Annotated in this window: 24 protein-coding genes; 16 read left to right on the forward strand and 8 right to left on the reverse strand. The window is 69.5% G+C overall.

Annotated features, from left to right (window positions below; genetic code table 11):
• Positions 1-7 precede the first annotated feature (7 nt).
• Genes HCR12_RS02935 through HCR12_RS02950 form a run of 4 tightly spaced genes read left to right on the forward strand, consistent with a single transcriptional unit; the run spans position 8 to position 4,139 of the window.
• A complete protein-coding gene (locus HCR12_RS02935) occupies positions 8-1,387 on the forward strand; it encodes a glutamine synthetase family protein (RefSeq protein ID WP_166867928.1) in 1,380 nt (459 codons plus the stop codon).
• A 1-nt stretch (position 1,388) separates the two neighbouring features.
• A complete protein-coding gene (locus tag HCR12_RS02940) occupies positions 1,389-2,846 on the forward strand; it encodes an aldehyde dehydrogenase family protein (RefSeq protein ID WP_166867926.1) in 1,458 nt (485 codons plus the stop codon).
• Between the two features lie 22 nt (positions 2,847-2,868).
• On the forward strand, positions 2,869-3,594 hold the full coding sequence (locus tag HCR12_RS02945) for a FadR/GntR family transcriptional regulator (protein WP_166867924.1): 726 nt from the start codon (positions 2,869-2,871) through the stop codon (positions 3,592-3,594).
• Positions 3,591-4,139: a pyridoxine/pyridoxamine 5'-phosphate oxidase gene (locus HCR12_RS02950; protein ID WP_166867922.1), complete on the forward strand. Its 549-nt coding sequence runs from the start codon at positions 3,591-3,593 to the stop codon at positions 4,137-4,139. The genes HCR12_RS02945 and HCR12_RS02950 overlap by 4 nt, the downstream gene beginning before the upstream one ends.
• Positions 4,140-4,159: 20 nt before the next feature.
• Here the strand turns inward: HCR12_RS02950 and hrpA are convergent, their stop codons facing one another.
• On the reverse strand, positions 4,160-8,122 hold the full coding sequence (gene hrpA, locus HCR12_RS02955; protein ID WP_166867920.1) for an ATP-dependent RNA helicase HrpA: 3,963 nt from the start codon (positions 8,120-8,122) through the stop codon (positions 4,160-4,162).
• Positions 8,123-8,196: 74 nt separating this feature from the next.
• On the opposite strand from hrpA, the gene HCR12_RS02960 reads away from it, so the two are divergent.
• The 7 genes from HCR12_RS02960 to HCR12_RS02990 all read left to right on the forward strand — a co-directional run bounded on the left by HCR12_RS02960 (position 8,197) and on the right by HCR12_RS02990 (position 13,591).
• Complete coding sequence (locus HCR12_RS02960; RefSeq protein WP_166867918.1) at positions 8,197-8,847, forward strand: hypothetical protein; 651 nt, start codon at positions 8,197-8,199, stop codon at positions 8,845-8,847.
• Positions 8,847-9,146 (forward strand): transcriptional regulator, encoded by a 300-nt coding sequence (locus HCR12_RS02965; RefSeq protein ID WP_166867916.1) that lies wholly within the window; start codon positions 8,847-8,849, stop codon positions 9,144-9,146. Before HCR12_RS02960 ends, HCR12_RS02965 begins: the two co-directional genes overlap by 1 nt.
• Positions 9,143-10,027, forward strand: coding sequence for an ABC transporter ATP-binding protein (locus tag HCR12_RS02970; protein ID WP_166867914.1), 885 nt, complete (start codon positions 9,143-9,145; stop codon positions 10,025-10,027). The genes HCR12_RS02965 and HCR12_RS02970 overlap by 4 nt, the downstream gene beginning before the upstream one ends.
• Positions 10,024-10,839 carry an ABC transporter permease gene (locus HCR12_RS02975; protein ID WP_166867912.1) on the forward strand — a complete coding sequence of 272 codons (816 nt, stop codon included), beginning with the start codon at positions 10,024-10,026 and terminating at the stop codon, positions 10,837-10,839. The genes HCR12_RS02970 and HCR12_RS02975 overlap by 4 nt, the downstream gene beginning before the upstream one ends.
• 67 nt (positions 10,840-10,906) lie before the next feature.
• Positions 10,907-11,440, forward strand: a complete 534-nt coding sequence (locus HCR12_RS02980; RefSeq protein ID WP_166867910.1) for a hypothetical protein — start codon at positions 10,907-10,909, stop codon at positions 11,438-11,440.
• Positions 11,437-12,684 (forward strand): hypothetical protein, encoded by a 1,248-nt coding sequence (locus HCR12_RS02985; RefSeq protein ID WP_166867908.1) that lies wholly within the window; start codon positions 11,437-11,439, stop codon positions 12,682-12,684. Before HCR12_RS02980 ends, HCR12_RS02985 begins: the two co-directional genes overlap by 4 nt.
• A gap of 76 nt (positions 12,685-12,760) precedes the next feature.
• Positions 12,761-13,591: an aldo/keto reductase gene (locus tag HCR12_RS02990; protein WP_166867906.1), complete on the forward strand. Its 831-nt coding sequence runs from the start codon at positions 12,761-12,763 to the stop codon at positions 13,589-13,591.
• Positions 13,592-13,630: 39 nt separating this feature from the next.
• Here HCR12_RS02990 and HCR12_RS02995 read toward each other — a convergent pair whose 3' ends face one another.
• Positions 13,631-14,386 carry an MBL fold metallo-hydrolase gene (locus HCR12_RS02995; RefSeq protein ID WP_166867904.1) on the reverse strand — a complete coding sequence of 252 codons (756 nt, stop codon included), beginning with the start codon at positions 14,384-14,386 and terminating at the stop codon, positions 13,631-13,633.
• Positions 14,387-14,552: 166 nt separating this feature from the next.
• Between HCR12_RS02995 and HCR12_RS03000 the strand changes: the two genes are divergently transcribed.
• Positions 14,553-16,406, forward strand: coding sequence for a thioredoxin domain-containing protein (locus HCR12_RS03000; protein ID WP_166867902.1), 1,854 nt, complete (start codon positions 14,553-14,555; stop codon positions 16,404-16,406).
• A 12-nt stretch (positions 16,407-16,418) separates the two neighbouring features.
• Here HCR12_RS03000 and HCR12_RS03005 read toward each other — a convergent pair whose 3' ends face one another.
• Positions 16,419-17,297 (reverse strand): sulfurtransferase, encoded by an 879-nt coding sequence (locus HCR12_RS03005; RefSeq protein ID WP_166867900.1) that lies wholly within the window; start codon positions 17,295-17,297, stop codon positions 16,419-16,421.
• Between the two features lie 109 nt (positions 17,298-17,406).
• Positions 17,407-18,108: a hypothetical protein gene (locus tag HCR12_RS03010; RefSeq protein WP_166867897.1), complete on the reverse strand. Its 702-nt coding sequence runs from the start codon at positions 18,106-18,108 to the stop codon at positions 17,407-17,409.
• A 167-nt stretch (positions 18,109-18,275) separates the two neighbouring features.
• Here HCR12_RS03010 and HCR12_RS03015 point away from each other — a divergent pair, with 167 nt between their 5' ends.
• From HCR12_RS03015 to HCR12_RS03025, 3 genes are read left to right on the forward strand one after another with little or no spacing between them, the layout of a single operon-like run.
• Entirely contained in the window at positions 18,276-18,755 is a 480-nt protein-coding gene (locus HCR12_RS03015) for a hypothetical protein (protein WP_166867895.1), read from the forward strand.
• Positions 18,748-18,963 (forward strand): helix-turn-helix transcriptional regulator, encoded by a 216-nt coding sequence (locus HCR12_RS03020; protein ID WP_166867893.1) that lies wholly within the window; start codon positions 18,748-18,750, stop codon positions 18,961-18,963. Before HCR12_RS03015 ends, HCR12_RS03020 begins: the two co-directional genes overlap by 8 nt.
• Before the next feature lie 55 nt (positions 18,964-19,018).
• Positions 19,019-19,819, forward strand: coding sequence for a hypothetical protein (locus HCR12_RS03025; RefSeq protein ID WP_166867891.1), 801 nt, complete (start codon positions 19,019-19,021; stop codon positions 19,817-19,819).
• Positions 19,820-19,833: 14 nt separating this feature from the next.
• On the opposite strand, the gene HCR12_RS03030 is transcribed toward HCR12_RS03025, so the two are convergent.
• Complete coding sequence (locus HCR12_RS03030) at positions 19,834-20,571, reverse strand: GntR family transcriptional regulator (RefSeq protein WP_224763606.1); 738 nt, start codon at positions 20,569-20,571, stop codon at positions 19,834-19,836.
• A gap of 43 nt (positions 20,572-20,614) precedes the next feature.
• On the reverse strand, positions 20,615-22,096 hold the full coding sequence (tcuA, locus tag HCR12_RS03035) for an FAD-dependent tricarballylate dehydrogenase TcuA (protein ID WP_166867889.1): 1,482 nt from the start codon (positions 22,094-22,096) through the stop codon (positions 20,615-20,617).
• A 97-nt stretch (positions 22,097-22,193) separates the two neighbouring features.
• Between tcuA and HCR12_RS03040 the strand changes: the two genes are divergently transcribed.
• A complete protein-coding gene (locus HCR12_RS03040; protein WP_166867887.1) occupies positions 22,194-22,706 on the forward strand; it encodes an LptM family lipoprotein in 513 nt (170 codons plus the stop codon).
• On the opposite strand, the gene HCR12_RS03045 is transcribed toward HCR12_RS03040, so the two are convergent.
• Entirely contained in the window at positions 22,697-23,422 is a 726-nt protein-coding gene (locus tag HCR12_RS03045) for a DUF4386 domain-containing protein (protein WP_166867885.1), read from the reverse strand. The genes HCR12_RS03040 and HCR12_RS03045 overlap by 10 nt on opposite strands.
• Positions 23,423-23,574: 152 nt before the next feature.
• A complete protein-coding gene (locus HCR12_RS03050) occupies positions 23,575-24,153 on the reverse strand; it encodes a CoA-binding protein (RefSeq protein ID WP_166867883.1) in 579 nt (192 codons plus the stop codon).
• Between the last annotated feature and the right edge of the window lie 2 nt (positions 24,154-24,155).

Below are 24,155 nucleotides of genomic sequence, written 5' to 3' on the forward strand. Positions count from 1 at the left end.
ACACACAATGACCAAGCGCGAGGGCTTCCTCACCGTCGACGAACTCGAGTCGGCGGGCATCACCACCGTCATGGTGGTCACCCCGGACGTCTCAGGGCGTCTCGCGGGACGCCGCGTCCCCGTCGAGATCTTCCTCGACATCGCCGACCACGGCCTCGAGATCTGCACGTGCGCGTGGGCGTGGGATGTCGACCAGTCGTTCGACCTCATCGACGCCGGCAAGCTCGCCGTCTGCAGCATGGACAACGGCGCACCCGACGTGCTGCTGCGCCCCGACCTGTCGACGCTCCGGCGTGCCGCCTGGCTCGACGGCGTCGCCGTCGTCTTCGGCGACCCCGAAGACCCGGTGACGGGGGAGCCGCTCACGCTGTCGCCGCGTGTCATCCTCAAGCGCCAGCTCGCGGCGCTCAAGGAGAAGGGCCTCACCCCGCAGGTGGGCACCGAGCTCGAGTTCTACCTCTTCGAGAACAACCCGCGGTCGCTGCGCAAGTCGGGCTTCCGCGAGGAGCTCGAGCCGACCACCCTCTACGCGAGCGACTTCATGCTGCAGGAGGGCAACACCTACGAGCCCTTCTTCCAGAAGCTGCGCGCCGACCTCAAGGCGTCGGGCATTCTCGTCGAGGCCGCCCAGAACGAGTGGGGCACCGGCCAGTGGGAGATGACCTTCGTCTACGGCGAGGCGCTCGAGATGGCTGACCGTCATGCGCTCTACAAGATGGCCGTGCGCGACTCGGCCACCCGCGCCGGCATGAGCGTCACGTTCATGGCGAAGCCGCTCGCCGACCAGGCGGGATCCTCGTGCCACGTGCACACGTCGTTCGTCGACGACGCGGGAGCTCCCGTCCTCTGGTCGGAGACGGGTGAGCACCACTTCAGCGACACGATGCGTCACGCGGTCGCCGGCGTGCTCGAGCACCTGCCCGAGTTCATGCTCTGGTACGTGCCGACGATCAACGGCTACGTGCGATCCAACTCGCAGGACGTCGCCGGATTCGGTCGCACCTGGGGCATCGCCAACCGCTCCTGCTCGGTGCGCGTCGTGGGCCACGCGCCCAAGTCGCTGCGTTTCGAGTTCCGCATCCCCGGCGCCGACACCAACCCGTACCTCACCCTCTCGGGCATCTTCGCGTCCGTCGTCGACGGCGTCACGCGCGAGCTCGAGCCGCCGGCCATGTCGACGGGCAACGCCTACAACGGCGACGCGGGCGTGCAGGTGGCGACGACCCTCTTCGAGGCGGCTCGCGACTTCGGTGCATCCGCGTTCGTGACCGAGATGCTCGGCGAGCAGGACGCGTCGCACTACCGGATCATGGGCGAGCACGAGTGGAACGTCGCGCAGACCGCGGTGACCGATTGGCAGCTCCGCCGCTACTTCGATCGGATCTGAGATGACCGTCTCGCTTCCCCCCATTCCCGAGACCCGCACCTGGATCGGTGGCGCACCCGAAGCGCCTGCCGGTCCGGGTGCGGGCCCCGTGGTCGACCCGAACACGGGAGCGGTGCTCGCCGAGGGCACCACGTCGTCGCCCGCGCAGCTGGAGGCCGCGATCGCGGCAGCTCACGCCGCGCACGTGCGTGGCGACTGGCTCGCGCTCGGCGTCGAGGGCCGCGCCGCCATCATGGAGCGCTTCGCCGACGAGCTCGACGCGCTCGCGGAGCCGATCGCCGTGCTCGATGCGGTGAACTCCGGCGTGCCCGTCTCGCTCACCCGTCTCTTCGGCGGCAGCAATGGTGGCGCGGTCCGCGCCGCGATCGGGCACTTCCGTGCCCTCGGCGACGCGCGTGCCGTGCCCGCCGACGACCGCGACGTGAAGGTGCACTGGATCCCGTGGGGTCCGACGGCGCTCATCACGCCGTGGAACGCGCCGAGCGCCATGGTCGTCAAGAAGCTCGCCTACACGCTCATGGCGGGCTCGCCCGCCATCGTGAAGCCCTCGCCGGCGTCGCCCTTCAGCGCACAGCTCGTGATGGAGGCGCTGGTGCGCGCGGGCGCGCCAGCGGGCCTCGTCTCGCTCGTCGAAGGTGGCGCGGACATCGGATCGGCGCTCGTCGCCGACCCGCGCGTGCGTGCCGTCTCGATGACGGGATCGACCCCCACCGGTCGCGCGATCGCGGCCGCCGCGGCGCCGAACTTCACGCGACTGCACCTCGAACTCGGGTCGAACAACCCCGCGATCGTGCGTGCGGACGCCGACATCGAGCTCACCGCCGACAGCCTCGTCTCGGGCTTCCTCAAGCTCTCGGGTCAGTGGTGCGAGGCTCCCCGTCGTGTCTACGTGGCGCGTGAGCGTGCCGCGGAGCTCGAGGCGGCGCTCGTCGCGCGTCTGATGAGCGTGCGCGTCGGGTCGAGCCTCGACGAGGCATCCGAGGTCGGGCCGGTCGCCTACGAAGGCCGTCGCACCGAGCTGCTCGCGCAACGCGACGCCCTCGCGGCGGCAGGCGGACGCGTGGTGACGGTGCACGAGATCCCCGAGGAGGGCTGGTTCATCGCGCCGACGCTCGTGATCGACGCGGATGTGGAGCCCGGGGTCGAGGTCTTCGGCCCCATCCTCACGATCACCTCCGTCGGCTCCGACGCGGAGGCGCTCGCGCGCGCCAACAGCGGCCAGGTCGGTCTCGCCGGGTACGTGTACTCGGCGGACGGCGCGGCCGCGCGTGCGCTCGGTGTGCGTCTCGACGCGGGTGAGGTCAAGGTCAACTCCTCGAGCGTCCTCGACATGTCTCCCGAGTCCGAGCAGGCGTTCTTCGGGGCCTCCGGCCTCGGAGGACACGGCGACGCGGGCCTGGCTCGTTTCGCCGTCGGTGCACGGATCGTGGGAGAGGATCCCGCTGGTCTTCCCCTCTGACCGTTAGGGTTCACTCATCGTGGTGACGCAGATCGAACCGATGTCGGCACGCAGCGTGCTGGGCTACCAGGCGGTGGTGGATCACCTCCGCCGGGAATTCATGCTCGGCAGGCTGCGTCCCGGTGACCGTCTGCCCGCGGAGCGCCAGCTCGCGGAGCACCTCGGTGTGGCGCGCGAGACCCTGCGCCAGGCGTACCGCCTGCTCGAGGGCGGCGGCCACATCGAGATCCGCCGCGGCGCCCGCGGCGGCGCGATCGTGCTCGAGACATTCGTCGATCGCACCCAGATGATCACGGAGGTCGCCGCGCGCAGCGAGGAGATCATCCAGCTCGTCGAGTTCCGTTCGGTCGTCGAGACGGCCGCCGCCCAGCTGGCGGCCGTCCGACGCACCGACGAGGAGCTGCACGAGATGGTGGAGGCGCAGCGCGAGCTGCGCGAGGCCACGCTGCTGCGCGACCTGCGCGCCGCAGACACCAGGTTCCACCTCGCGATCGCCGCGGCCGCCCGCAACCCACGCCTCACGAGTGCGATCGAGGATGCCAGGGTGGCGATGTTCCAGCCGGTCGACGCACTCGACTTCCAGTTCGTGAAGGAAGCCAGCCTCGATGGCCACGACGCGCTCCTCGACGCGATCCGCCACCAGGATCCGGATGCCGCGGCGCGCGCTATGCGCACCCACCTGGGGGTCACCAAGGATCACTTCAGCGAGCTGCTCGCCAGCTGGGGCGTCGGCGACGTCACCCTATGAGCGACGAGCTGCGGAGGCGACTGAGGGCTCTGCCCTCGTTCCCTGCCGAGCTCCCGTCGTTCGATCCGGATGCGGCGCCGTACGCGCCCGAGGCGCTGTTCCTCGAGTGGCTCGACGACGCCGTTCAGGCGGGCGTGCTCGCGGCGCATGCGCCGGTCCTCGCGACGACGGGCATGAGCGGACCGAGCGCGCGCGTGCTCATCCTGCGCGACCTCGATGAGCGTGGCTGGCTCATCGGCACGCCCTTCGACAGCCGCCCGGGCATCGAGATGTCGGCGTCAGGTCAGGCGGCACTCACCTTCTTCTGGCCCGCACGCGGGCGCCAGGTGCGCGTCGAGGGGCACGTGACGCAGGCCTCGCCCGAGGAGTCGGCGTCCGATGCACGCGCGCGTGCGGAAGCGTTGGGGGTGCCTGTCGTGGAGACGTGGGCGCTGTGGCGAATCGCCACTGGCCAGGTCGAGTTCTGGCAGGCGTCGCACGATCGCGCGCACATCCGCCTGCGCTACGAGCGCGCGGGCGACACCTGGGAGCGCCGCCGCCTCTGAGGCACGACCCGGAGCGGCCGTCAGCCCTCGAGGGCCTTGCGGATGCGCTGCACGCTCACGGGGCCCGCGGCGCCGAGGTGCTGGGCGAAGAGCGACAGGCGCAGCTCCTCCAGCATCCAACGCACGGCGACGAGCCGCGGGGGCGTGTTGCCCGCATGGGGGAGCGTGGCGCCCGTCTTCGTGTAGAGCGCGGTGGCTTCGTCGACCTGCACCTGCCAGGCGCGGTCGCGCCCGGGGTTCTCGGTGAGCTTCTGCACACGGTAGGTGATGCCCGCGAGGTACACGGGGTATCGGCGCAGCTGCGCGAGCCCCGCCCGGCGCACGAAGCCCGGGTGGATGAGGGCGCCGAGCTGCGAGCGCGCGTCGCCCAGCGGGCCCATGAACGCGATGTTGGATGCCTGCGAGATGGCCTTGTCGGCCTCCTTCGCGGCTCCCAGAATGCGCGCGGTGAGCCCAGCGGCTGCGAAGAGCGCATCCAGGAGCCCGGCGTTGACCTTCTCCTGCAGCGCCGCGAAGTCGGCGGGCGTGCGGGGTGAAGCGCCTTCGCTCAGCTCCTCGACGACGGCGAGCATGACGTCGTCGAGCAGCGCCTTGGTGGAGGCGTACGGCGCAGTCGCGAGCAGCAGCTTCTCGGTGCCGGTGAGCTGCTGCTGCACGTAGCTGAGCGGGTTGGGGAGCGTGAGCGCGATGAGACGCTGCACGCCGCGGATGTGCGAGGCCTCCGCCTGCGCGCGGCTCGCGAAGACCTTGAGGTCGACGCCGGCGCCCGTGTCGACGAGGGCCGGGTAGCCGACGACGGTCGAGCCGCCCTGCTTCGCGGTGACCTGCTCGGGCAGCTTGCCGAGATCCCATTCGGTGATGCCGGTGCGCTCCATGTCGCGGCCGGGGGTGGCGGCGGCGGTGGCGACGGCGACGTCGGTGCGCGCGCGCTCGGCGAGGCGGGTCTGCAGGGCAGCGAGATCGCGACCCGCGGCGAGGGTGCGGCCGCGCTGATCGACGACGGCGTAGCGCATCGTGAGGTGCTCGGGCACGCGCTCCCACTCGATGTCGGAGGCGGTGACGGGGGTGTGCGTCGCGGCGCGGATGGCCTCCGCGAGCGCCTCCGCGATGGGGGCATCCGAGTGCACCGGCAGCTGGGCGCCGAGGCGGCGGGCCCAGTCCGCGGCAGGTACGACGTTCTTGCGAATGGCTTTCGGCAGCGCCTTGATGAGCGCGGTGAGCAGATCCTCGCGCAGGCCAGGCACGAGCCAGTCGAAGCCGCGCTCGGTCACGCGCGGGAGCACGGCGAGCGGGATGACCACCGTCACGCCGTCGTCATCCGCGCCCGGCTCGAATCGGTAGGTGAGCTTGAAGCGCGCGTCACCCTGCATCCACTCGTCGGGGAAGCCCGCGGCATCGCCCGCGTCGTCGTCCTCGAGCAGGTCGCTGCGGCTCATCGTGAGGAGCTCGGGCTGCTCGACCTTGGTCTTCTTCCACCAGCTCGCGAAGCGGCGCGAGTCGGTCACGTCGTCGGGGATGCGGCGGTCGTAGAACTCGAAGACGGCTTCGTCGCCCGTGAGGATGTCGCGGCGGCGGGTGCGCTCCTCGACCTCGCTGAGCTCCCGGCGCAGCTGCTCGTTGGCGCGGTCGAAGCCGAGCAGTGACGAGCGCTCCAGCTCCTGCGGCCAGTCGCCTTCGACGAGAGCGTGGCGGATGAACAGCTCGCGCGCGAGGGGTGCGTCGATGCGGGCGAGCTGGGCGCGGCGGCGCTGGATGATCGGCACCCCGTAGAGGGTCGCCTTCTCCCACACGAGCGCAGCGCCCTGCTTGCTCGACCAGTGCGGCTCGGAGTAGGAGCGCTTCACGAGGTCGCCCGCGATGGGCTCCGCCCACGCCGGGTCGATCGACGCGACGGTGCGCGCGAACAGGCGCGAGGTCTCGACGAGCTCGGCGGCCATCACGGCCGCGGGGTTCTTCTTGGCGAGCCCGGAGCCTGGGAAGATCACGAAGCGCTGGCCGCGGGATCCGAGGTAGTCCTTTTTATCGGCATCGCGCAGGCCCAGGCGCGAGAGCAGCCCTGCGAGCATCGACTTGTGGATCCCGTCGGCATCCGTCGACCGCTCGCCGGGTGTGAGACCCACCGACTTGCCGGCCCGCACGAGCTGCCGGTAGAGGTCCTGCCATTCGCGCACGCGCAGGTAGTTGAGGAACTCGGCCTTGCACATGCGGCGGAAGGCGCTCGACGAGAGCTCCTTCTGCTTCTCCTCGAGGTGGTTCCAGAGGTTCAGCAGCGAGATGAAGTCGGATCCCGGATCGCGGAACCGCGCGTGCGCGGCATCCGCCTGCTGGCGCTTCTCGAGGGGGCGCTCGCGCGGATCCTGGATCGAGAGCCCGGCGACGATCGCGGCGACCTCGCGCACGACGCCGTGCTTCTTGGCTTCCACGAGCATGCGCCCGAAGCGCGGGTCGACGGGCAGGCGTGCGAGGTCGCGGCCGGTGCGGGTGATGCGCTGCTCGTTGTCGACGGCGCCGAGCTCCGAGAGCAGGTCGAGGCCGTCGGCGATGCCGCGGGAGTCGGGCGGCGTGAGGAAGGGGAACTCGCGGATGTCGCCGAGCCGCAGCTCGAGCATCTGCAGGATGACGGCGGCGAGGCCCGTGCGCAGCACCTCGGGGTCGGTGAACTCGGGGCGGCGCGCGAAGTCGTCCTCCGAGTAGAGGCGGATCGCGATGCCGTCGCTCGTGCGGCCGGCGCGCCCCGAGCGCTGGTTGGCACTCGCCTGGCTGATCGCCTCGATGGGCAGGCGCTGCACCTTGGCGCGCGGCGAGTAGCGGCTGATGCGCGCGGTTCCGGCGTCGATGACGTACTTGATGCCGGGCACGGTGAGGCTCGTCTCGGCGACGTTGGTGGCGAGCACGACGCGACGGCGGATGCCGGGGGTGCGCTTCGTGTCGAACACGCGGTGCTGCTCGGCGGCGGAGAGACGCCCATAGAGGGGCACGACTTCGGTGTCGCTGCCGAAGCGACCGCTCACGACATCCGCGGCATCCCGGATCTCGGACTCGCCCGAGAGGAACACGAGCACGTCGCCCGGGGCCTCGCGCCCGAGCTCCACGAGCGCGTCGATGATGCCCTGCTGCACGTCGCCACTGTCCGCTGCCCCCTGCGCTTGCGCCTGCGCCTGCGCCTGCGCTTGCGGTTGTGCAGGACCGCCGTTCCGTTGTGCAGGAACCGGATTCCGTTGTGCAGGAGATCCGGATGCGGTCCGGCCCGATAGACCCGGGTTTCCGGACGACGGACGCGCCGCATCCTGCATAACGTCGCTGCCGTCCTGCATAACGGAGACGGCGTCCTGCATAACGTCGTCGTCGTCCTGCATAACCGTTCCCACGAGGGGGCGGTAGCGGATCTCGACCGGATAGGTGCGGCCGGAGACCTCGATCACGGGGGCGGGTTCGCCATCCGCGTCGGCGAAGTGGCGGGCGAAGCTCTCGGGGTCGATCGTCGCCGAGGTGACGATGACCTTGAGGTCGGGGCGTCGGGGGAGGAGCCGCTTGAGGTAGCCGAGCAGGAAGTCGATCGTGAGGCTGCGTTCGTGGGCCTCGTCGATGATGATCGTGTCGTAGGCGCGCAGGTCGCGGTCGCGCGTGAGCTCGGCGAGCAGCACGCCGTCGGTCATGAGCTTGATGCGGGTGTCGACCTTGGTGCGGTCGTCGAATCGCACCTGGTAGCCCACGACGCCGCCGAGTTCGACGCCGAGTTCGGAGGCGACGCGTTCCGCGATGGAGCGCGCGGCGATGCGTCGAGGCTGCGTGTGGCCGATCTTCTCGCGCCCCAGCTCGAGGCACATCTTGGGCAGCTGGGTGGTCTTGCCGGAGCCGGTGGCGCCCGCGATGACGACCACCTGGTTGTCGCGGATGGCGTCGATGATCTCGTCGTGCGCCTGGCTGACGGGCAGCTCGGGCGGGTAGACGATGCGGATGCTGGGGGTGTTCTCGGGCGACATGAGCCTTTCATCGTACGTCGCCCGGCGATGCAAACAGGCTTGACCATCAAAGCACTTTGCGTTACAAAGTACCTATGACCAGCGACCAGCGCACCGATCCCGCGGACGACGCCCCCCTCGACCCGCGCGAGATGCTCGCCCTCATCCAGGGTGAGACCACCACCGTGCGGCGTGCCCTCGAAGCGCAGACCCCCGTCTACTACTTCGTGTGGGGCGTCGCCTGGCTCGTGGGCTATGTCGTGTACTGGGCGGGATCGCCGGGCTCCGGATCGCCGATCGCGCTGCCCCAGGTGCCGGCCACCATCGCCTTCGCCGCGTTCATCTTCGCCGCGGCCGTCATCTCCGCCGTGGTCGGCATCCGCAGCAACCGCGGGATCAAGGGCACAAGCGAGTGGGTCGGCACGATCTACGGGCTCTCGTGGCCGATCCTCGGGTTCGCGATCGCCTCGGTCGGCTTCTCCCTCATCCGGCAGGGGATGTCGCCCGAGCTCGCCTCGATCTACTTCACCTCCTCCTACGCGCTTCTCGTCGCCGCGCTCTACCTCGCCGGCGCGATGCTCTGGCACTCGCTCGACCAGCTCGTGATCGCGATCATCCTCGCCGTCGCGGCTGGCGTCACGCCCGTGTTCGGGTACCCGAACCACCTGCTCGCGATGGCGTTCATCGCCGGTCCCGCTCTGCTCGTCGGCGGCGTCATCGCGGCCGTCCGCAACCGGAGGCTGTGATGGATGACCTCGACCCCGTCATCCACGCCTCCGCTCGCCTGCGCATCACCGCTTCGCTCGCGGCCCTCGACCCGGGAGATCGCATCGCGTTCCCCCGCCTTCAGGAGCTGCTCGGCATGACCGCCGGCAACCTCTCCACCCACCTCCGAAAGCTCGAAGACGCCGACTATGTGCGTGTCGAGAAAACCCACCAAGGACGGACCCCCGTGACCTACCTCGCATTGACGCGAACCGGACGCAACGCGTTCGAGAACTACACCGAGCAGCTGCGCTCGCTCCTGGGTGGTGAGCTCGCATGAGCGCGCTCGCGGAGCTGCGCGGCGTCACCCGCACCTACGGCACGGTCACCGCGCTCGATCGTCTCGACCTCGACATCCGCGACGGCCAGATCTTCGGGCTCCTCGGGCCGAACGGCGCCGGCAAGTCCACGACGCTGTCGCTCATCTCGGGCCTCATCCGCCCGACTGCCGGCACCGTGCGCCTGTTCGGGCGCGACCCGCGGGATGCCGCCGCCCGCCAGCACCTCGGCACCACCCCGCAGCAGACGGCTCTGCCCGAGACGCTGCGCGTGGGCGAGGTCATCGACTTCGTGGGCGGGCACTTCGGCGACCGCATCCCCACCGGTGAGCTCGCGGAGGAGTTCGGCCTCGCCGAGCTGCTGAAGCGCCAGACCGGCGCCCTCTCGGGCGGGCAGAAGCGCCGCCTGAGCGTGGCCCTCGCCTTCGTCGGGCGCCCCCAGCTCGTGCTGCTCGACGAGCCCACCACCGGGCTCGACATCGACGGCCGCCACGTTCTGTGGCAGGCCATCCGCCGCCAGCGCGACGCGGGCGCATCGATCGTCGTCACGAGCCACTACCTCGAAGAGATCGAGCAGCTTGCTGAACGCGTCGCGGTGATCGCCGACGGCCGTGTGCTCGCCGATGACGACCTCGCGACCGTCATCGGTTCGGTCGGCACCCGCTGGGCGAGCCTGCGCAGCCCCGATGCCGAGCGCGTCGCCGCCCTCCCTCAGGTCGCAGGCGCCCGGATCGACGGCGAGGTCCTGGAGCTCTCGCTGCGCGACTCGGATGCCTTCGTGCACGACCTCATCGAGGCGCGCATCCCCTTCAGCCAGCTGCAGCTGCGCAGCGCCACTCTCGAGGAAGCCTTCCTCTCGATCGTGCGAGGAGAAGCCGCATGACCACCGCAACCACCACATCCGCCGCGGCTCGAACGTCGGCGGTGTACGCCGCATCCGGGGCGTCCGTGCTTCGCCTCGGCCTGCTGCACACGAAGTACAACCTGCTCGAGACGGTGCGCGTGCCGATGGCCGTGATCGGCCCGATCGTGTTCCCCGCGCTCTCGTTCGCGTTCTTCATCCTTCCGCAGCGTGCGCTGGTTGACGATCCGGCCGGCGCCACCCAGGCCGTCATCCAGCTCATGGTGTTCGCCGTGATGGTGAACGCGCTGTTCGCATACGGACTCAACATCTCGCAGGCCCGCGAGACTCCGTGGGAGCCCTACGTGCGCACCCTTCCAGCGCCTGCGGGTGCGCGCATCCTGGGGCAGGTATTCTCGGTGGGCCTCATCGGGATCCTGTCGCTCGTGCCGCTGTTCGCGATGGGTGCCCTCTTCACCGCGGCCACGGCGGATGCTGGCCAGGTCCTGTTCGGAGCCGTGATTCTGCTGCTGTCGTCGCTGCCGTTCGTGTTCGCGGGGATCGCCATCGGCTACGCGCTGCCGTTCAAGGCCGCGATCGCCGTCATCCAGATCGTGATGTTCGGGCTCGCGTTCGCGGGCGGGCTGTTCCTGCCTCCGATGATGTTCCCCGACTGGCTCGACACGGCCTCGCGCTTCCTGCCCTCGCGTGAGGCGCGCGAGCTCGTCATCTGGGCCGTGCAGGGCGGCGAGCTGCCGCTGCTCGAGCTCGCCGGCTCGATCGTGTGGACGCTGCTGCTGCTCACGCTCGCGCTCGCGCTCTACCGCCGCGACGAGGGGCGCCGCTACCGCTGATCGCGGACAGGAGGTAGACGCCGTTGCGATATTTGGACGGCGTCTACGTAACCATTATCGTGGCGGGATGAACACTCCTGCGTCTCGTCTGCTTCTCGTCCCCGCTTCTGTGCTGGCTGTCGCGGCTCTGCTTGCCGGATGCACCGCGACTCCTGCGGCCGACGTGCCGGCAGGGGCAAGCGTCGTGATCGATGACGCGGTGCGGGATGAACTGGTGGAGGTTGCGACGTCGGCGCTTGCGGACGCGCGCGCTGCTGCGTCGGATTCGTTCCTCGAGGTGATCGAGATGGCGGATCGTCTGGCGGAGTACGACGCGGAGATCGTGTCGCCGATCCCGGAGGATCTGGCGTCGGCAGGGGGAACCCCGTCGCCTGATCACATCTCGCTGAACCGCTTGCAGACGCGTGCCGAGGTGGCCATCGAGAAGGCAGACACCGATCCGGGGGCCATCGAGAATTCGCGCCTGGTGCTGGTGAAGGAGGCGGGAGAGTGGAAGCTCGACGACCTCGTGGAGTACTTCGGCGACAGTGACATGAGCCTGCGTGAAGCGATCGAGAACCTGTATGCCGGGTTCGCCGGGGTGATCGGATCGCAGGAATGAGCGGCGTGCGTCGCTCAGCCCCGCTGGTCGCGGCCCTCGCCGTCGCGGCGCTCGTCGCTGGCGGAGTGGTGTCTCAGCCCGAGCCCGTGGTCGCCGCACCTGAACGTGGCTTGTCCGGCTATCCTGTCTATCCCGACCCCTACTGCTGGGCGGACGGATGCTGGATCAACCTCGATGAGTCGTTGCCGGATAGGCACTATCGATGGATGGTCCCGAGCAACGCGTACAACATCACGTTCGAAGTGCGAGGCGGATCCGGGGGGTCGACTGACTTCCTCGGTGGGCCTGGGGGCAACTTCAAGACCAACCCGATGAACATCCCGGCTGGTGAGCAGCTGGGGTTCTACCTCGGTGCGCGGGGAGTGGTGAAGAAGGGGACGAGCACCCCTGGCTCTGGTGGTGCATCCCTGCCCGGGGCGCGCGAGTATGCCGGTGGTGGGGGCGGCGCCAGCGTGGTGTACCGCCAGGACGGGCAAGACCAGTACATCCCGCTTCTCATCGCAGGCGGCGGATCGGGCGCCACCCGCTACGCCCCCGGCGTGGGTGGAGGTGGAGCGAGCCATTACTTCTGGTTCGATCTCGACGGCGAGCGCTCCGGGGGTGCCGAGGGTGGCCCCAGCGATGGGCGGAAGACAGCCGCGGGCGAATGGGCGGCTGAGGGGGCCACCCCCGGAGAAGACGGCCAGGCGATGGACGCGTACGTCTCGTCGGAAGTGGGGGGCAAGGACGGCGCAGGGAAGGGCGGCACGGGCGGCACCGTGCTCGAGCCCCCTGCCACCGACACCTGGACGCCTGGCTCGGGTGGCGGTGGGGGCCTGGTCGGCGGTGGCGGCGGTGCAGGCCAGCCCACGACCGACTCGCAGTACTTCTGGAAGACGGGTGTCGGTGGCGGCGGCTCAGGCTATGTGGCACCGGGGATCTCGGTGTATCCGCTTCCGGTGGTCGCGCCCAAGCCATGGTCGTCTATCAGTGGCTCTATCGTGATCCGGTGGGAGACGCGCCCGGCCTACGTCTCCCCGCCGCAGAGAGAGCTGACGTGGTGGGAGACCATCAAGCGGTATCTGCCGTTCGATGAGGACGAGGACGGTGCGGCGCCGACTGTTCCGACCAGGCCGATGATCGTGCGCGATCCGTCGACGTGGGCCCCACAGGACGCCGAGGGCGTGCCGAGCGGGTTCGAGTTCGGGGCGACGGCGGTGCAGCGTGCCGTCGAGTCGGGCGAGTTCTTCGCCGGAGAAGACTGACCCCGCGAGGATGACGGAGCCGCCTCGTCGCGGCAGAAAGTGGCCACTCGGTGCTCTGCCGGTGGAGGATAGGGAGATGACTGTTCCCTTCCTCAGCCTCAACGACGGCAACCAGATCCCCCAGCTCGGCTTCGGCGTCTTCCGGGTGGATCCGGTCGAGACTGAGCGCATCGTCACCGACGCGCTCGAGGTGGGCTACCGTCACATCGACACGGCCGCCATCTACGGCAACGAGGAGGGCGTGGGCCGCGCGATCGCGAAGTCCGGCATTGCGCGCGATGAGCTCTTCATCACGACGAAGCTGTGGAACTCGGAGCAGGGCACCGACACGGCGTTCGCCGCGATCGACGCGAGCCTCGAGAAGCTCGGCCTCGACTACGTCGACCTCTACCTCATCCACTGGCCCCGCCCCGACCTCGACCTCTACGTCGAGACCTGGCACGCGCTCGAGCAGATGAAGGCCGACGGCCGCACCCGTTCGATCGGCGTCTCCAACTTCCACCAGCAGCACCTCGCGCGGCTCATCGCCGAATCGCAGACGGTGCCCGCGGTCGACCAGGTCGAGCTGCACCCCGCGTTCGCCCAGCGTGAGCTTCGGGCGTTCAGCGAGCCCCTCGGCATCCGCACCGAGGCGTGGGGCCCGCTCGGTCAGGGCAAGTACGAGCTGTTCTCCGAGGCACCCATCGTGGCGGCCGCCGAGGCGCACGGCGTGACGCCCGCGCAGGTCGTCATCCGCTGGCACCTGCAGCAGGACATCATCGTCTTCCCGAAGACCACCTCGCGGGAGCGCATGGTCGAGAACTTCGACGTCTTCGGCTTCCAGCTCTCGGATGCCGAGATGGAGGCGATCAACGGACTCGATCGCGGTCTGCGGGTGAGCGCCAACCCCGAGGTCGACTTCTTCTGATCGGCAGACGATCCCCCGCCGGGCAGTCGAGCCGAGTGCTCAGTGGGGGATCGCCACCCGTTCGCCGCGAGGCGTGGTCAGCAGCGCGTCTGCGAGGCCCGCATCCGCGAAGGCCTTCTCGAGGTCGGCGCGGGACTGCGAGAAGTGCGCCCAGTCCTCCACGTGGGCGCCCACCACGTGCCGCGCGCGCATGATGCGCGCCGCCTCCACGGCCTTCTGCGAAGTGAGCGTGAGCGCCGCAGGCAACGGCATGACGCGCGCCGCTCCCGCGAAGAGCACCGCGAGGTCGGCACCGCCGAGACGCTTCGCCGATTCGCGGATGAGCGCGAGCGACGAGTTGTCGCCCGAGACGAACACGCTCGGCTCGCCCGGTGCGCTCAGCATGAACCCGGTGACGGGGCCGATGAGCGGGCGCATGATGCGCGGCCCGTGGCTTCCCGGCAGGGCCGTGATCGTGACATCGCCCAGGCGGTAGGTCTGCCACGGCCGCATGCCCACGACGGGCGAGCCGAGCTCGGCCTCCGCCTCCGGCGTCGACAGCACCACGGGGGCGTTCATCGCGAACTCGCGCCCCGTGGTGTCGAGGTTGTCGGCGTGGGCGTGATGGCTCAGCAGCACCGCATCCACCGGCTCCACGACCGACGCCGGGATGCCGGGGCCGGCCGTCTTGGTGAGCCCCGCCTCCGGGTAGTGGCCGGGGGCGTCGAACGTCGGATCGATGAGGATGCGGCATCCCGCGTACTCCAGCACGACCGTCGGTCCGCCGATGTAGGTGACGTGGGTGGTGGTCGTCATAGGCGCGAGCCTAGGGCGAGCGACGCCCCGCGGCTAGAGCCGTCGGTGCACCCCATAGGTGTCGTGTCCGTCATATGATGGAGCCCACAGGGGTGCGGATCGTGGTGGGTCCGCACCCCTTCTTCGTACCCAGCGCGTGCGGGGAGCCGCGCCTAGGGTGGAGCGCATGGCTGAGCGACTTCGCGACGCGGTGAGTCCGTATCTTCGTGCCCACGCCGACAACCCGGTGGACTGGTGGCCCTGGGGCGAGGAGGCCTTCGCGGAGGCCGCGCGGCGCGATGTGCCCGTGCTCGTCTCCATCGGCTATGCCACCTGCCACTGGTGCCATGTGATGGCGCGGGAGTCGTTCTCAGACGCCGCGCTCGCCGCGAAGATCGCGGACCGGTTCGTGGCGATCAAGGTGGATCGCGAGGAGCATCCCGAGGTCGACGCCGCGTTCATGGCGGCGGCGAGCGCGTTCACCCAGCAGCTCGGTTGGCCGCTCACCGTGTTCACGACTCCCGAGGGGCGCGCGTTCTTCGCCGGCACGTACTATCCGCCGCAGCCCGTGCAGGGCATGCCGTCGTTCGAGCAGGTGCTCGACGCCGTGACGGAGGCGTGGACGGGCCACCGCGACCAGGTGGAGGCCACGGGTGCCGCTGTCGCGGAGGCGATCAACGCCATCCCCACTGTCGTGACCCCGCTGCCGAGCGCTGAGCAGCTCACCGCCGCGGCGTCCGAGCTCACGGGCTTCGAGGATCCGGCGTTCGGCGGGTTCGGCACGGATGCGAAGTTCCCGAACGCGCCCGTGATCGCGTTCCTCGCCGAACGGGGGCGGCACGGCGATGTGGCATCCGGTGCCTTCGCGCGGCGGCTGTACGACGCCGTGCAGGCGCTGCGGGATCCGGTGGAGGGCGGGTTCTTCCGCTACGCCGTGAACCGCGACTGGAGCCACCCGCATTACGAGCGCATGCTCTCCGACAACGCCCAGCTGCTCGATGCGGCGACCGGGTTCGGCGATGCCTCGACCGCGGCCGCTGTGGCCGGGTTCCTCACGAAGGTGCTGCGGCTGCCGGGTGGCGCGTTCGCGTCGGCGCAGGATTCCGAGAGCATCTTCGACGGGGTGCGCAACGAGGGCGGCTACTACGCGCTCGACGCCGCCGGCCGCGAGAGCCTCGCACCGCCCGCCCTCGATGAGAAGGTGCTCACCGGCCTCAACGGCATGGCGATCGGCGCGCTCGCCGACGCGGGGGTGCGGTTCGATCGGGCCGACTGGATCGTCGCGGCGCGGGAGGCGGCGGATGCGGTGCTCGCCCAGGCGCTCGTCGACGGCCCTGATGGGCTGCGCGTGCGCCGCGCGGTGCGTGACGGTCGGGCATCGGATGCGACGGCGACTCTCGAAGATGTGGGTGGTCTCGCAGGCGGGCTGCTGCGTCTCGCGCTCGCCGCGGGGGATGCCGAGCTCGCCGAGACCGCGCGGCGCCTCATCGAGGCGTGCATCGCCGACGACGGCGGCACCGTGATCGTGCGGGTGCCGGGCGGGGGAGACCCCGTGCTCTCGGCACGCGGCATCGCGGTCGACGTCGACCAGACCGAGGGGGCGACGCCCTCCGGCGCGGCGCTGTTCGCATCCGCTGCCGCACAGCTCGCCTCGCTCACCGGGGAGGCCCGCTTCGTGCGGGCTGCGGAGGCGGTGCTCGGCCCGCTGCTCGAGCCGGCCCTCGCGCGGCCGATCGCCTTCGGGGCGACGCTCGCCGTCGCCGAGCGGCTCGTGGCATCCGAATCTCAGCTCATCGTGCTCGTGCCGAGCGAGGGTGCGGATGACGCGCTCGTGGCGCGGGCGCGCGCGTGGGCGGCGCCGGGGCGCACGCTCGCGATCGTCACGCCCGAGCAGGCGTCGGCTCTCGCCGAGGCGGGGCTCTCGGTGTTCGCCGACCGCACGGTGAAGGGGGAGGCGACGACGGCCTACCTGTGCGAGGGTGTCGTGTGCCGGCTGCCCACGACGGATGCCGAGGAGCTCGCCGCCGCGCTCAGTGCGTGAGCGGCGACCGGCTCAGGAGGCCGCGAGGGTGACGAGGGGCGCGTCGGGGTCGGCGGTCCACTCGTTGAGCGACCCGTCGTACACGGCCACGTTGGTCTCGCCGAGCACCGTGAGCGCGAGAGCTGCGGCGGTCGCCGCGATGCCGCCCGCGCAGTAGACGATGAGGCGCGGGGCCCCGAGGGCGTGCGCGAAGGTCTCGCGCAGAGCGGCGGCCGGCAGCGCTGCGTTGGTCTCTCGGTTCACGAGCCGGGTCGCGGGCGCCGAGATCGAGCCGGGGATGTGGCCGGCGCGGGAGCGCGGCGACAACTCGCCCGTGAACTCCTTGGGCGGCACCGAGCACACAAGCGAGGCCACGATCTCGCCGCGCACCACGGCCTCCACTTCGGCCTTGTCGGCCCAGAAGTCGGGGCGCTCGACTCCCTCGAACACGGCGGGAGGCGGCACGACGTGCCCGAGGTCGACGGGGCGCTCCTCGGCCTTCCACTTCGTGAGCCCTCCGTCGAGCACCGCGACGCGGTCGTGCCCGAAGGAGCGCAGCAGCCACCAGAGGCGCGCGGCCCACTGGCCCACGGAGGTGTCGTAGATGACGACCGTGGTCTCCGGCGCCACGCCGAGTGCGCCCGCCGCGGCAGCGAACTGCGCGAGCTGCGGGCGCGTGAAGGGGTAGGTGCCTTCGGTGTCGGAGAAATCCTCGATGAGGTCGGCGAACACGGCGCCCACGATGTGGCCCTCGAGCACGTACTGCTCGTGCCCGCTCAGGTAGCCGTTCGCACCGCTCGGCTGCGTGAAGGCGACGACGGAGGCATCGACGACGAGCAGCGCGGAGCCGCCCAGGTGGTCGGCGAGCCACTGCGTCGACACGAGATGCGGAAGCGCGAGTGCGTCGGTCATGTGCTCCACGCTAATCACCGCCACCGCCATCGGCTGGGTTTCCGCAATACTCGGTAACGCGCTCCCTGGAAGTGAATGGGTTCCTGTCTACGCGGACTCCGAGTGCTGATCAGGCGGGACGTGCGGCCTGATCCCGGCCCCACGCGCGGACCAGATCCTGGTACACGCCGGCGATCATGGACACGCGGTGCTCCAGGGGAATCGACGAATCGACGATTCCCTGGGCGACGGTCCACAGGGATCTGCGGATCTCGGGAGATGGGCCTGAGGTCGTTCCGGGGAGGGCCGCGGCTGCCAGATCGCCCAGGTCGCTCCGGGTGAACCCATCGCGATTGGCTGATGTGATCCATGAACCCACGACCATGGCCGCCATGCCAGCAAGCAGCACCCCCCAGTTGCCGTCGATGGCGAAGAACCAGCCCACGACCATCGCGATCGGCCCGCCGATCGTCAGAACCCAGACGAGAATCATCGTGACGAGCTGCCCGATGGCGCCTGCTGCCGTCGGCATCTTCTGGCCGATGGGGGCGCTGGCGAATCGTCCACCTGTCTGCGAAGCGGATTCGATCGCCTCGCTGAGCTGCGGCGAGGAATCGATGATCGAGGCGAGACCCCCCATGAGGTACTCGGCCTCCTTCCGGTTGGCGCTCATCAGAGTCGCGCGTCCCCACGATGACAGGACGACAGCAACGACACCCCAGACGATGGCGACCCACCACGAGCGACCGCCGAACGCCTGGATGATCGCAATGAACGTGATGACTCCCGCGGCGAAACCGCCTGTCCGCAGCAGCAAGGAGAACGCAACCATGGCGTGATCATCACAGGCCGGCCCAGGCCGCACCGCCCCCAGTTCGGGAGAGAACCGCTGGTTCCATCGGGCGGCGCCGACGGGGTCGCGGCGTCGTCGCGCGTGACAGACACCATGCGATGTAAAGAATTCTTGACATCGCATGGTGCTGGTCGTACGGTCGGAACATGACCGACATCCACCCTCTCGCGGATGACGACCGCGAGCCCATGAGTCTCACCGAGGTGAGCCGCTGGGCGTCCCTCACCCTCATCGTCGTGACCACGATCGTCTACGGATTCATCGTTCTCCCGCAGCTCGCCAGTACGCCGCCCGGCGACATCGACTGGCAGATTCCCATGCTGTGGGCGATCGGCATCAGCATCGTCGGCACCATCGTGCTGTCGATCATCATCTCGATCGTGAGCGCCATCATCACCCGCCGCGAACCCGGCAAAGCGGATGTGCGCGAGAAGCAGATCGAACGCTACGGCGACCGCATCGGCCAGTCGATCATGGCCGTCGGCACGGCCGTCGTGCTCGTGATGGCGATGCTCGAGCTCGACGCCTTCTGGATCGGCAACACCCTCTTCGCGCTCGGCGCCATCGGCTCGAGCATCGGAGCGATCATGAGCATCCGGGCGCTGCGCGGGGTGTTCGGTGGTTAAGGCCACGAACGTCACCAACGACATCCGAGAGCTCCGCACCGCCCGCTCCATCACCCAGGCCGCGCTCGCCGCGGAGGTGGGCGTCACCCGTCAGACGATCATCGCGATCGAACAGGGCCGCTACTCGCCCTCACTCGAGATGGCCTTCCAGATCGCGCGCGTCCTCGGCGTGCGGCTCGATGATGTGTTCCACTACCCGGAGGGGTGAGGGGCTTAGGTGTTCCGTACTCCAGGTTGAGTGCTGGCCTCGCTATCTTGTGCGAATGGACCTCCAAGGTGATTCGGGACTCAAGTACGGGGAAATCATTGCGAGCGCGATCGAATACGTTGCTGACGTTCTCGGGCTTGTCGACTTGACCCGGCAGGGAGCTCACGCGCTCGTGGGGGTCCAGGCGCATGGCGAATACCCCGCGGAGAGCGAGGAGCGCGTTTCACGCGCAAGGGAAGCTGGGGTCCTGGCTGAACGCGAGTTGGCGCGCGGTTTTCCGCTGCTCCATAGTCATGCTTTGGTGGGCGCGTGGGGGGCTGTTGAGGCTGCTGTTGCTGATGTCTGTGTCGAGAGCTTGCGATTGCGCCCGGCGCTTGCGTTGTCGGAACCCCTATCCAAGGTCAAGGTGAATGCTGGCTTATTGCTTCACATGGGCGAGGCGGAGCGCGCGCGGTACATTCTTGATGAGTACTCAAATGGCCAGCGGGTTGGCGGCCGAAGCGGTGTCTCTCAGTTCGAATTGCGGTTGGACGCCGTGGGACTAGGCGGCCTCGTCGACCCGAACATCAAGAAGGTTCTTCACCTGGCAAAAGCGATGCGAAACGTGATTGCGCATCGAGGGGGAGTTGTCGATGACCGATTCGTGGAAGTCTGTCCGGACGCAGGGTTTGTGGCAGGGCAGCCGCTTCATGTGTCGTACGAGCAAGTCTGCTCGGTAGTGCTTGCGTTGGTTCACTATCTCGAAGAAGTCAACAATCGTGTGTTGCAGCGGGAAGGCCGTGACTGCCGTGAGGTTAAGCTCCCGGGCGGTCGCACGACCCAAGACCTACTGGAGTCGTTCGGCGTGGATCGGTGAGGGGGACTGCCCCCCTAACCCCCGAGCAGCTGCGCGATGCGCACGTCGCGGGCGTTGCGCATGTGGGAGCGGGCGACGTCTTCGGCGCGAGCCCCGTCGCCGGCGGCGATCGCGTCGATGATGGCGCGGTGCTCGTCGTGGGCTGCGGTGGCGCGGTCGCCGTGGGCGTAGGTGGTCTGGGTGAGGCGGCGGAGGGCGTTCTCGATCTGGCCGAGGAACCGGGTGAGGTAGGGGTTCTCGGCGGCCTCCGCGATGGCGCGGTGGAAGTCGAGATTCAGATGGGCGAGCGCTGACGGATCCGACTCCACGGCATCCGCCATCGCCTCGTGGATGCCGGTGAGCCGCTCGACGAGCGCCGGGCTCGTACGGCCCGCGGCGAGCCGAGCGGCGAGGCCTTCGAGGGTCTCGCGCATCGCGTACACGGAGGCCAGCTCGTCGAAGGTCATGCGCGCCACGACGCTGCCGCGGTTGGCGGTGCGTTCGAGCAGGCCCTCCTCGCCGAGTGTGCGGAGGGCTTCGCGGATGGGGGTGCGGCTCACCTGCAGCGCCGCAGCGAGGTCGTCCTCGCGCAGCCACGAACCCGCGGGCAGCACGCCCTGCAGCACCGCTTCGCGGATCGCGCCCGTGACCTGCCCGACCGTGTCGCCGCGCTGCGGCACCCCGCGGAGGGTGCGCAGCGCGGCGACCTGGCCAGGCTGAAGGCTGCCGATCCCGGCGACGTCAGGCGCGGTGACGGATGCAGAATCGGTCACGCGGTCTCCCTTCTCGTCGCCCGGAATCTCAGCCCCCAGTAAATCAGGCGATAGCGCCCGCGCGGCGACCGAACACCATGCCCGCGGCGAGGCCGGAGCCGCCGGGGTAGTTGTGCGCGAACAGGCCGCCGAGCGCCTCACCGCACACGAGCAGCCCGGGGATGGGGGAGCCTTCCGCGGTGAGCACGCGCCCATCCGTGTCGGCCTTCAGGCCGCCGAACGTGAATGTGATGCCGCACGTCACCGGGTAGGCGTAGAACGGGGCGGTGTCGAGCGCGAGCGCCCAGTTGCTCTTCGGCGGGGTGACATCCGAACGACGTCCGTCGAGAACCGTCGGATCGAACGGCACGTCGGCCTGGATGCCCGCGTTGTACGCGGCGACCGTCGCGACGAGGCCGTCGGCGTCGACGCCGATCTGCGCGGCGAGCTCCTCGAGGGTGTCGGCCGTGCGCACCGAGACGCCCGGCATGTCGTACTCCTCGGTGCGGAGCATGGGGCGGGTATTCGCGTCGAACAGCTGGAACGCTACCGACTCGCGCTGCTTCAGGATCTCGCGTCCGTACTTCGCGTACGTGTAGTTGCGGAAGTCGGCGCCCTCGTCGACGAAGCGCTCGCCGTCGAGGTTCACGACGATGCCGAGCGGGTAGCTCTGGCGCGTGAGGCGGTTGGTGAGCTCGAGGTTGCTCGTGCTCTCGGGGTGCCAGGCGTCCCACGCCGTCGAGTGGCAGGTGCTCCATCCGCCGGCGCGGTCCGCGCCGATCGCCACCGCAGCCTCGAGCAGGGCGCCCGTGTTCTCGAGCGTTCCGCGCACGATCGCGTTCTCCCAGCCTTCGCCGAGGTGCTTGCCGCGCATCTCGGCGCTCGACTCGAAACCGCCCGCGGCGAGGATCACGGATGCGGCGCGCAGTGTCTGCTCGCCGTCCGGGGTGGTCGCGGTGACACCCACGACGGCGCCGTCCTCGACGACGAAGTCGGTGACGCGGTGCTCGTAGCGGATCTCGATCCCGAGGCGCTCCGCCTCCGCGAGGTAGTCGGCGATCATGCCCTCGCCACCACCCACGTTGCCCACGTGCAGGCCGCCCCAGAAGAGGTAGGTGCCGTCGGCGCGCTCGTAGGCCTGGCGCTCGTACATGAGGCGGTACTTCAGGTGGTGGTCGTTCTTCAGCCAGCGGATGGTGTCGCTGACGTTCTCGACGAGCACCTGCGAGAGCTCGGGGTCGTTCTCGCCCTCGGTGACCTTGGCGAGGTCGCCGAGGTAGTTCTCGGCCGTGTAGGGCGGCACCTCGGTGACCGCGTGGCGGTCGTCGTGCTCGATGAGATCGCTCAGCGAGTCGAGTCCGTCGTGGGTGATGCGGGTGGCGCCCGCCGTGAAGAAGCTGTTGCCGCCGTGGCGGCCGAACGCGGCTGCCTCGAGCATGAGCACGCGACGCCCGTGGTCGGCGGCCGAGAGGGCAGCGGCGAAGGCTGCGTTTCCTGTGCCGATGACGATGACGTCGGCAGGCTGAGTCGCGGACGAGTTGCTCATGATGCTCCTTTGCGGGTCGATTGCATTCTCATTGTATGCAATTTGACCGTGCCATCCTGCCCTGTTGGGCGAAAGGACCTCGACCTACCGTGGGCAGATGCGCCGGATACTCGCCCCCCTCGTGCTCCTGGTCACCGCCGTCACCCTGAGCGGATGCATCATGACGCCCAACATGCCGCGCGGCGACCGTGACGACAGAGACCGCGACGCCATGGGGCCCAAGGACAAGACGTCGGAGTGCGACGGCGAGCTCACGATCTCCCAGAAGGGCCACCACAAAGTCGGCGACTGTGACGAACTCACGATCGACGGCGACGGAATCGATGTCGACGCGGGCGAGATCCGCAACCTCATCATCCGCGGAGATGACGCCGACATCGAAGCCACGTCCATCGACTCGGTCGACCTCGAAGGTCAGAAAAGCGACGTCGAATCCCGTGGAGACGTCGGCGAGATCGTGATCACGGGCGATCGCAATGGCATCGACGTCGACGGTGAGATCGGGACCGTCACCCTGAACGGCAACGACAACGAGGTCGAGGCCACCGGGGCCATCGGCCCGACGACCGACAACGGCGAGCGCAACGAGGTTCTGGCCGATCAGCGCTGAGTGACTGCCTCGCCGGCGCGCGTCGTGTGCGCGCTGGCGAGTGCACTCGGTGCGGGGCGGATGCCCACGAACAGCAGGTAGCCCACGGCCCACAGCTCGCCGACCGTGGCAGGGAGCGTGAGTGCGTCGGCGACCGCGGCGGGGACCGCCGGCACACTGACGGCGACGATCGCGCTCAGCACGTAGCCTGCGCCTCCGACCACCAGGAACCAGCCCATCACGCGCGGCATCCGGCGCGTCGACAGCGCGAACCAGCCCATCGGGATGAGCCACAGGCCGAAGAACACGGCACCTACCTTCCAGGCGACAGCCGAGAGGGTCACCAGCAGGGCGGCCGTCGCGGCGGCGTCGCCTCCGGGCGCGAGGGAGGGGTCGTCGATGACGCGCTGTGCACCCACGAGCAGGCCCGCGCTGCCGAGGATCGTGAGCGCGTTCGCGATGCCGAATGATGCGACGCCGAAGGCTGCTGCGGGCCGATCCCGCAGCAGCGCGACGAAGCCGAGTGCGGCCGCGGCCTGCGCGATCACGATGAGCAGCTCGAGCGCGATGCCGAGGTGCGCGAGCGCGGGGCTCTCTGCTCGCAGCGCAAGGGTCGCGGCGGGGTCGCCCGCCACCTCGAGCTGTGGGCGGACCACGAGAAAACCCGCCATGCCCACGAGGGCGAGGCTCAGGTAGGCGACGCCGGTGAGGCGTGCGATGCGGATGTCGTGCGACATGGGGGACTCCCTCGTTATGTGTCAAGAATTCTTGACATGGAGAAGCTAGGCCCAGGAGCCCGAGCGTGTCAAGAATTATTTACATGCCGGGTCGTCGCGCAACGAGAGGCGCCCCACACGAAACCGTGCGGGGCGCCTGCTGAGACGTGCGATCAGCGGATCGTCTTGCGGCTCGAGATCTGGCCGGTGTCGAAGCCGAGCAGGTGCAGGCCGCCGTTGAAGCGCGCGTGCTCCACCTTGATGCAGCGGTCCATCACGACCGTGAGCCCGAGGGATTCCCCGTACACCGCGGCCTCCTCGTTCCAGATGCCCAGCTGCACCCACACCGTCTTCGCGCCGATCGCGGCGACCTCATCCATCACCTGCGGGATGTCGCTCGCGCGGCGGAACACATCCACGATGTCCGGCACGACCGGCAGGTCGGCGAGTGACTTGTAGACCGGCTGGCCGAGGATCTCGGTGGCGTTCGGGTTCACGAAGTACAGGTCGTAGTCGCTCGACTGGTCGAGGTAGGTCGCCACGAAGAAGCTCGACCGTGCCGGGTTCGGCGAGGCGCCCACGATCGCGATCGACTTCGCGCGACGGAGGATGCCGAGGCGCTCCTTCGCGTTCGGGCCCACCCAGGTGCGCTTCGAGCGCAGCAGCTTCGCGAGCGGTGAATCCGCAGGCAGCGAGCAGGAGAGGCCGTTCTGCAGGTTGACGGTCTCGAGATCGGGGGTCGACGTCGACATGC

It is taken from the genome of Salinibacterium sp. ZJ70 (assembly GCF_011751865.2).
Lineage (GTDB): Bacteria > Actinomycetota > Actinomycetes > Actinomycetales > Microbacteriaceae > Homoserinibacter.

What these genes read in the sequence shown, in the direction of transcription:
- HCR12_RS02935 (WP_166867928.1), top strand. Translation starts at nt 8, where the DNA reads ATGACCAAGCGCGAGGGCTTCCTCACCGTCGACGAACTCGAGTCGGCG.
- HCR12_RS02940 (WP_166867926.1), top strand. Translation starts at nt 1,389, where the DNA reads ATGACCGTCTCGCTTCCCCCCATTCCCGAGACCCGCACCTGGATCGGT.
- HCR12_RS02950 (WP_166867922.1), top strand. Translation starts at nt 3,591, where the DNA reads ATGAGCGACGAGCTGCGGAGGCGACTGAGGGCTCTGCCCTCGTTCCCT.
- hrpA (WP_166867920.1), bottom strand. Translation starts at nt 8,122, where the DNA reads ATGTCGCCCGAGAACACCCCCAGCATCCGCATCGTCTACCCGCCCGAG.
- HCR12_RS02960 (WP_166867918.1), top strand. Translation starts at nt 8,197, where the DNA reads ATGACCAGCGACCAGCGCACCGATCCCGCGGACGACGCCCCCCTCGAC.
- HCR12_RS02965 (WP_166867916.1), top strand. Translation starts at nt 8,847, where the DNA reads ATGGATGACCTCGACCCCGTCATCCACGCCTCCGCTCGCCTGCGCATC.
- HCR12_RS02970 (WP_166867914.1), top strand. Translation starts at nt 9,143, where the DNA reads ATGAGCGCGCTCGCGGAGCTGCGCGGCGTCACCCGCACCTACGGCACG.
- HCR12_RS02975 (WP_166867912.1), top strand. Translation starts at nt 10,024, where the DNA reads ATGACCACCGCAACCACCACATCCGCCGCGGCTCGAACGTCGGCGGTG.
- HCR12_RS02980 (WP_166867910.1), top strand. Translation starts at nt 10,907, where the DNA reads ATGAACACTCCTGCGTCTCGTCTGCTTCTCGTCCCCGCTTCTGTGCTG.
- HCR12_RS02985 (WP_166867908.1), top strand. Translation starts at nt 11,437, where the DNA reads ATGAGCGGCGTGCGTCGCTCAGCCCCGCTGGTCGCGGCCCTCGCCGTC.
- HCR12_RS02990 (WP_166867906.1), top strand. Translation starts at nt 12,761, where the DNA reads ATGACTGTTCCCTTCCTCAGCCTCAACGACGGCAACCAGATCCCCCAG.
- HCR12_RS02995 (WP_166867904.1), bottom strand. Translation starts at nt 14,386, where the DNA reads ATGACGACCACCACCCACGTCACCTACATCGGCGGACCGACGGTCGTG.
- HCR12_RS03000 (WP_166867902.1), top strand. Translation starts at nt 14,553, where the DNA reads ATGGCTGAGCGACTTCGCGACGCGGTGAGTCCGTATCTTCGTGCCCAC.
- HCR12_RS03005 (WP_166867900.1), bottom strand. Translation starts at nt 17,297, where the DNA reads ATGACCGACGCACTCGCGCTTCCGCATCTCGTGTCGACGCAGTGGCTC.
- HCR12_RS03010 (WP_166867897.1), bottom strand. Translation starts at nt 18,108, where the DNA reads ATGGTTGCGTTCTCCTTGCTGCTGCGGACAGGCGGTTTCGCCGCGGGA.
- HCR12_RS03015 (WP_166867895.1), top strand. Translation starts at nt 18,276, where the DNA reads ATGACCGACATCCACCCTCTCGCGGATGACGACCGCGAGCCCATGAGT.
- HCR12_RS03025 (WP_166867891.1), top strand. Translation starts at nt 19,019, where the DNA reads ATGGACCTCCAAGGTGATTCGGGACTCAAGTACGGGGAAATCATTGCG.
- tcuA (WP_166867889.1), bottom strand. Translation starts at nt 22,096, where the DNA reads ATGAGCAACTCGTCCGCGACTCAGCCTGCCGACGTCATCGTCATCGGC.
- HCR12_RS03040 (WP_166867887.1), top strand. Translation starts at nt 22,194, where the DNA reads ATGCGCCGGATACTCGCCCCCCTCGTGCTCCTGGTCACCGCCGTCACC.
- HCR12_RS03045 (WP_166867885.1), bottom strand. Translation starts at nt 23,422, where the DNA reads ATGTCGCACGACATCCGCATCGCACGCCTCACCGGCGTCGCCTACCTG.
- HCR12_RS03050 (WP_166867883.1), bottom strand. Translation starts at nt 24,153, where the DNA reads ATGTCGACGTCGACCCCCGATCTCGAGACCGTCAACCTGCAGAACGGC.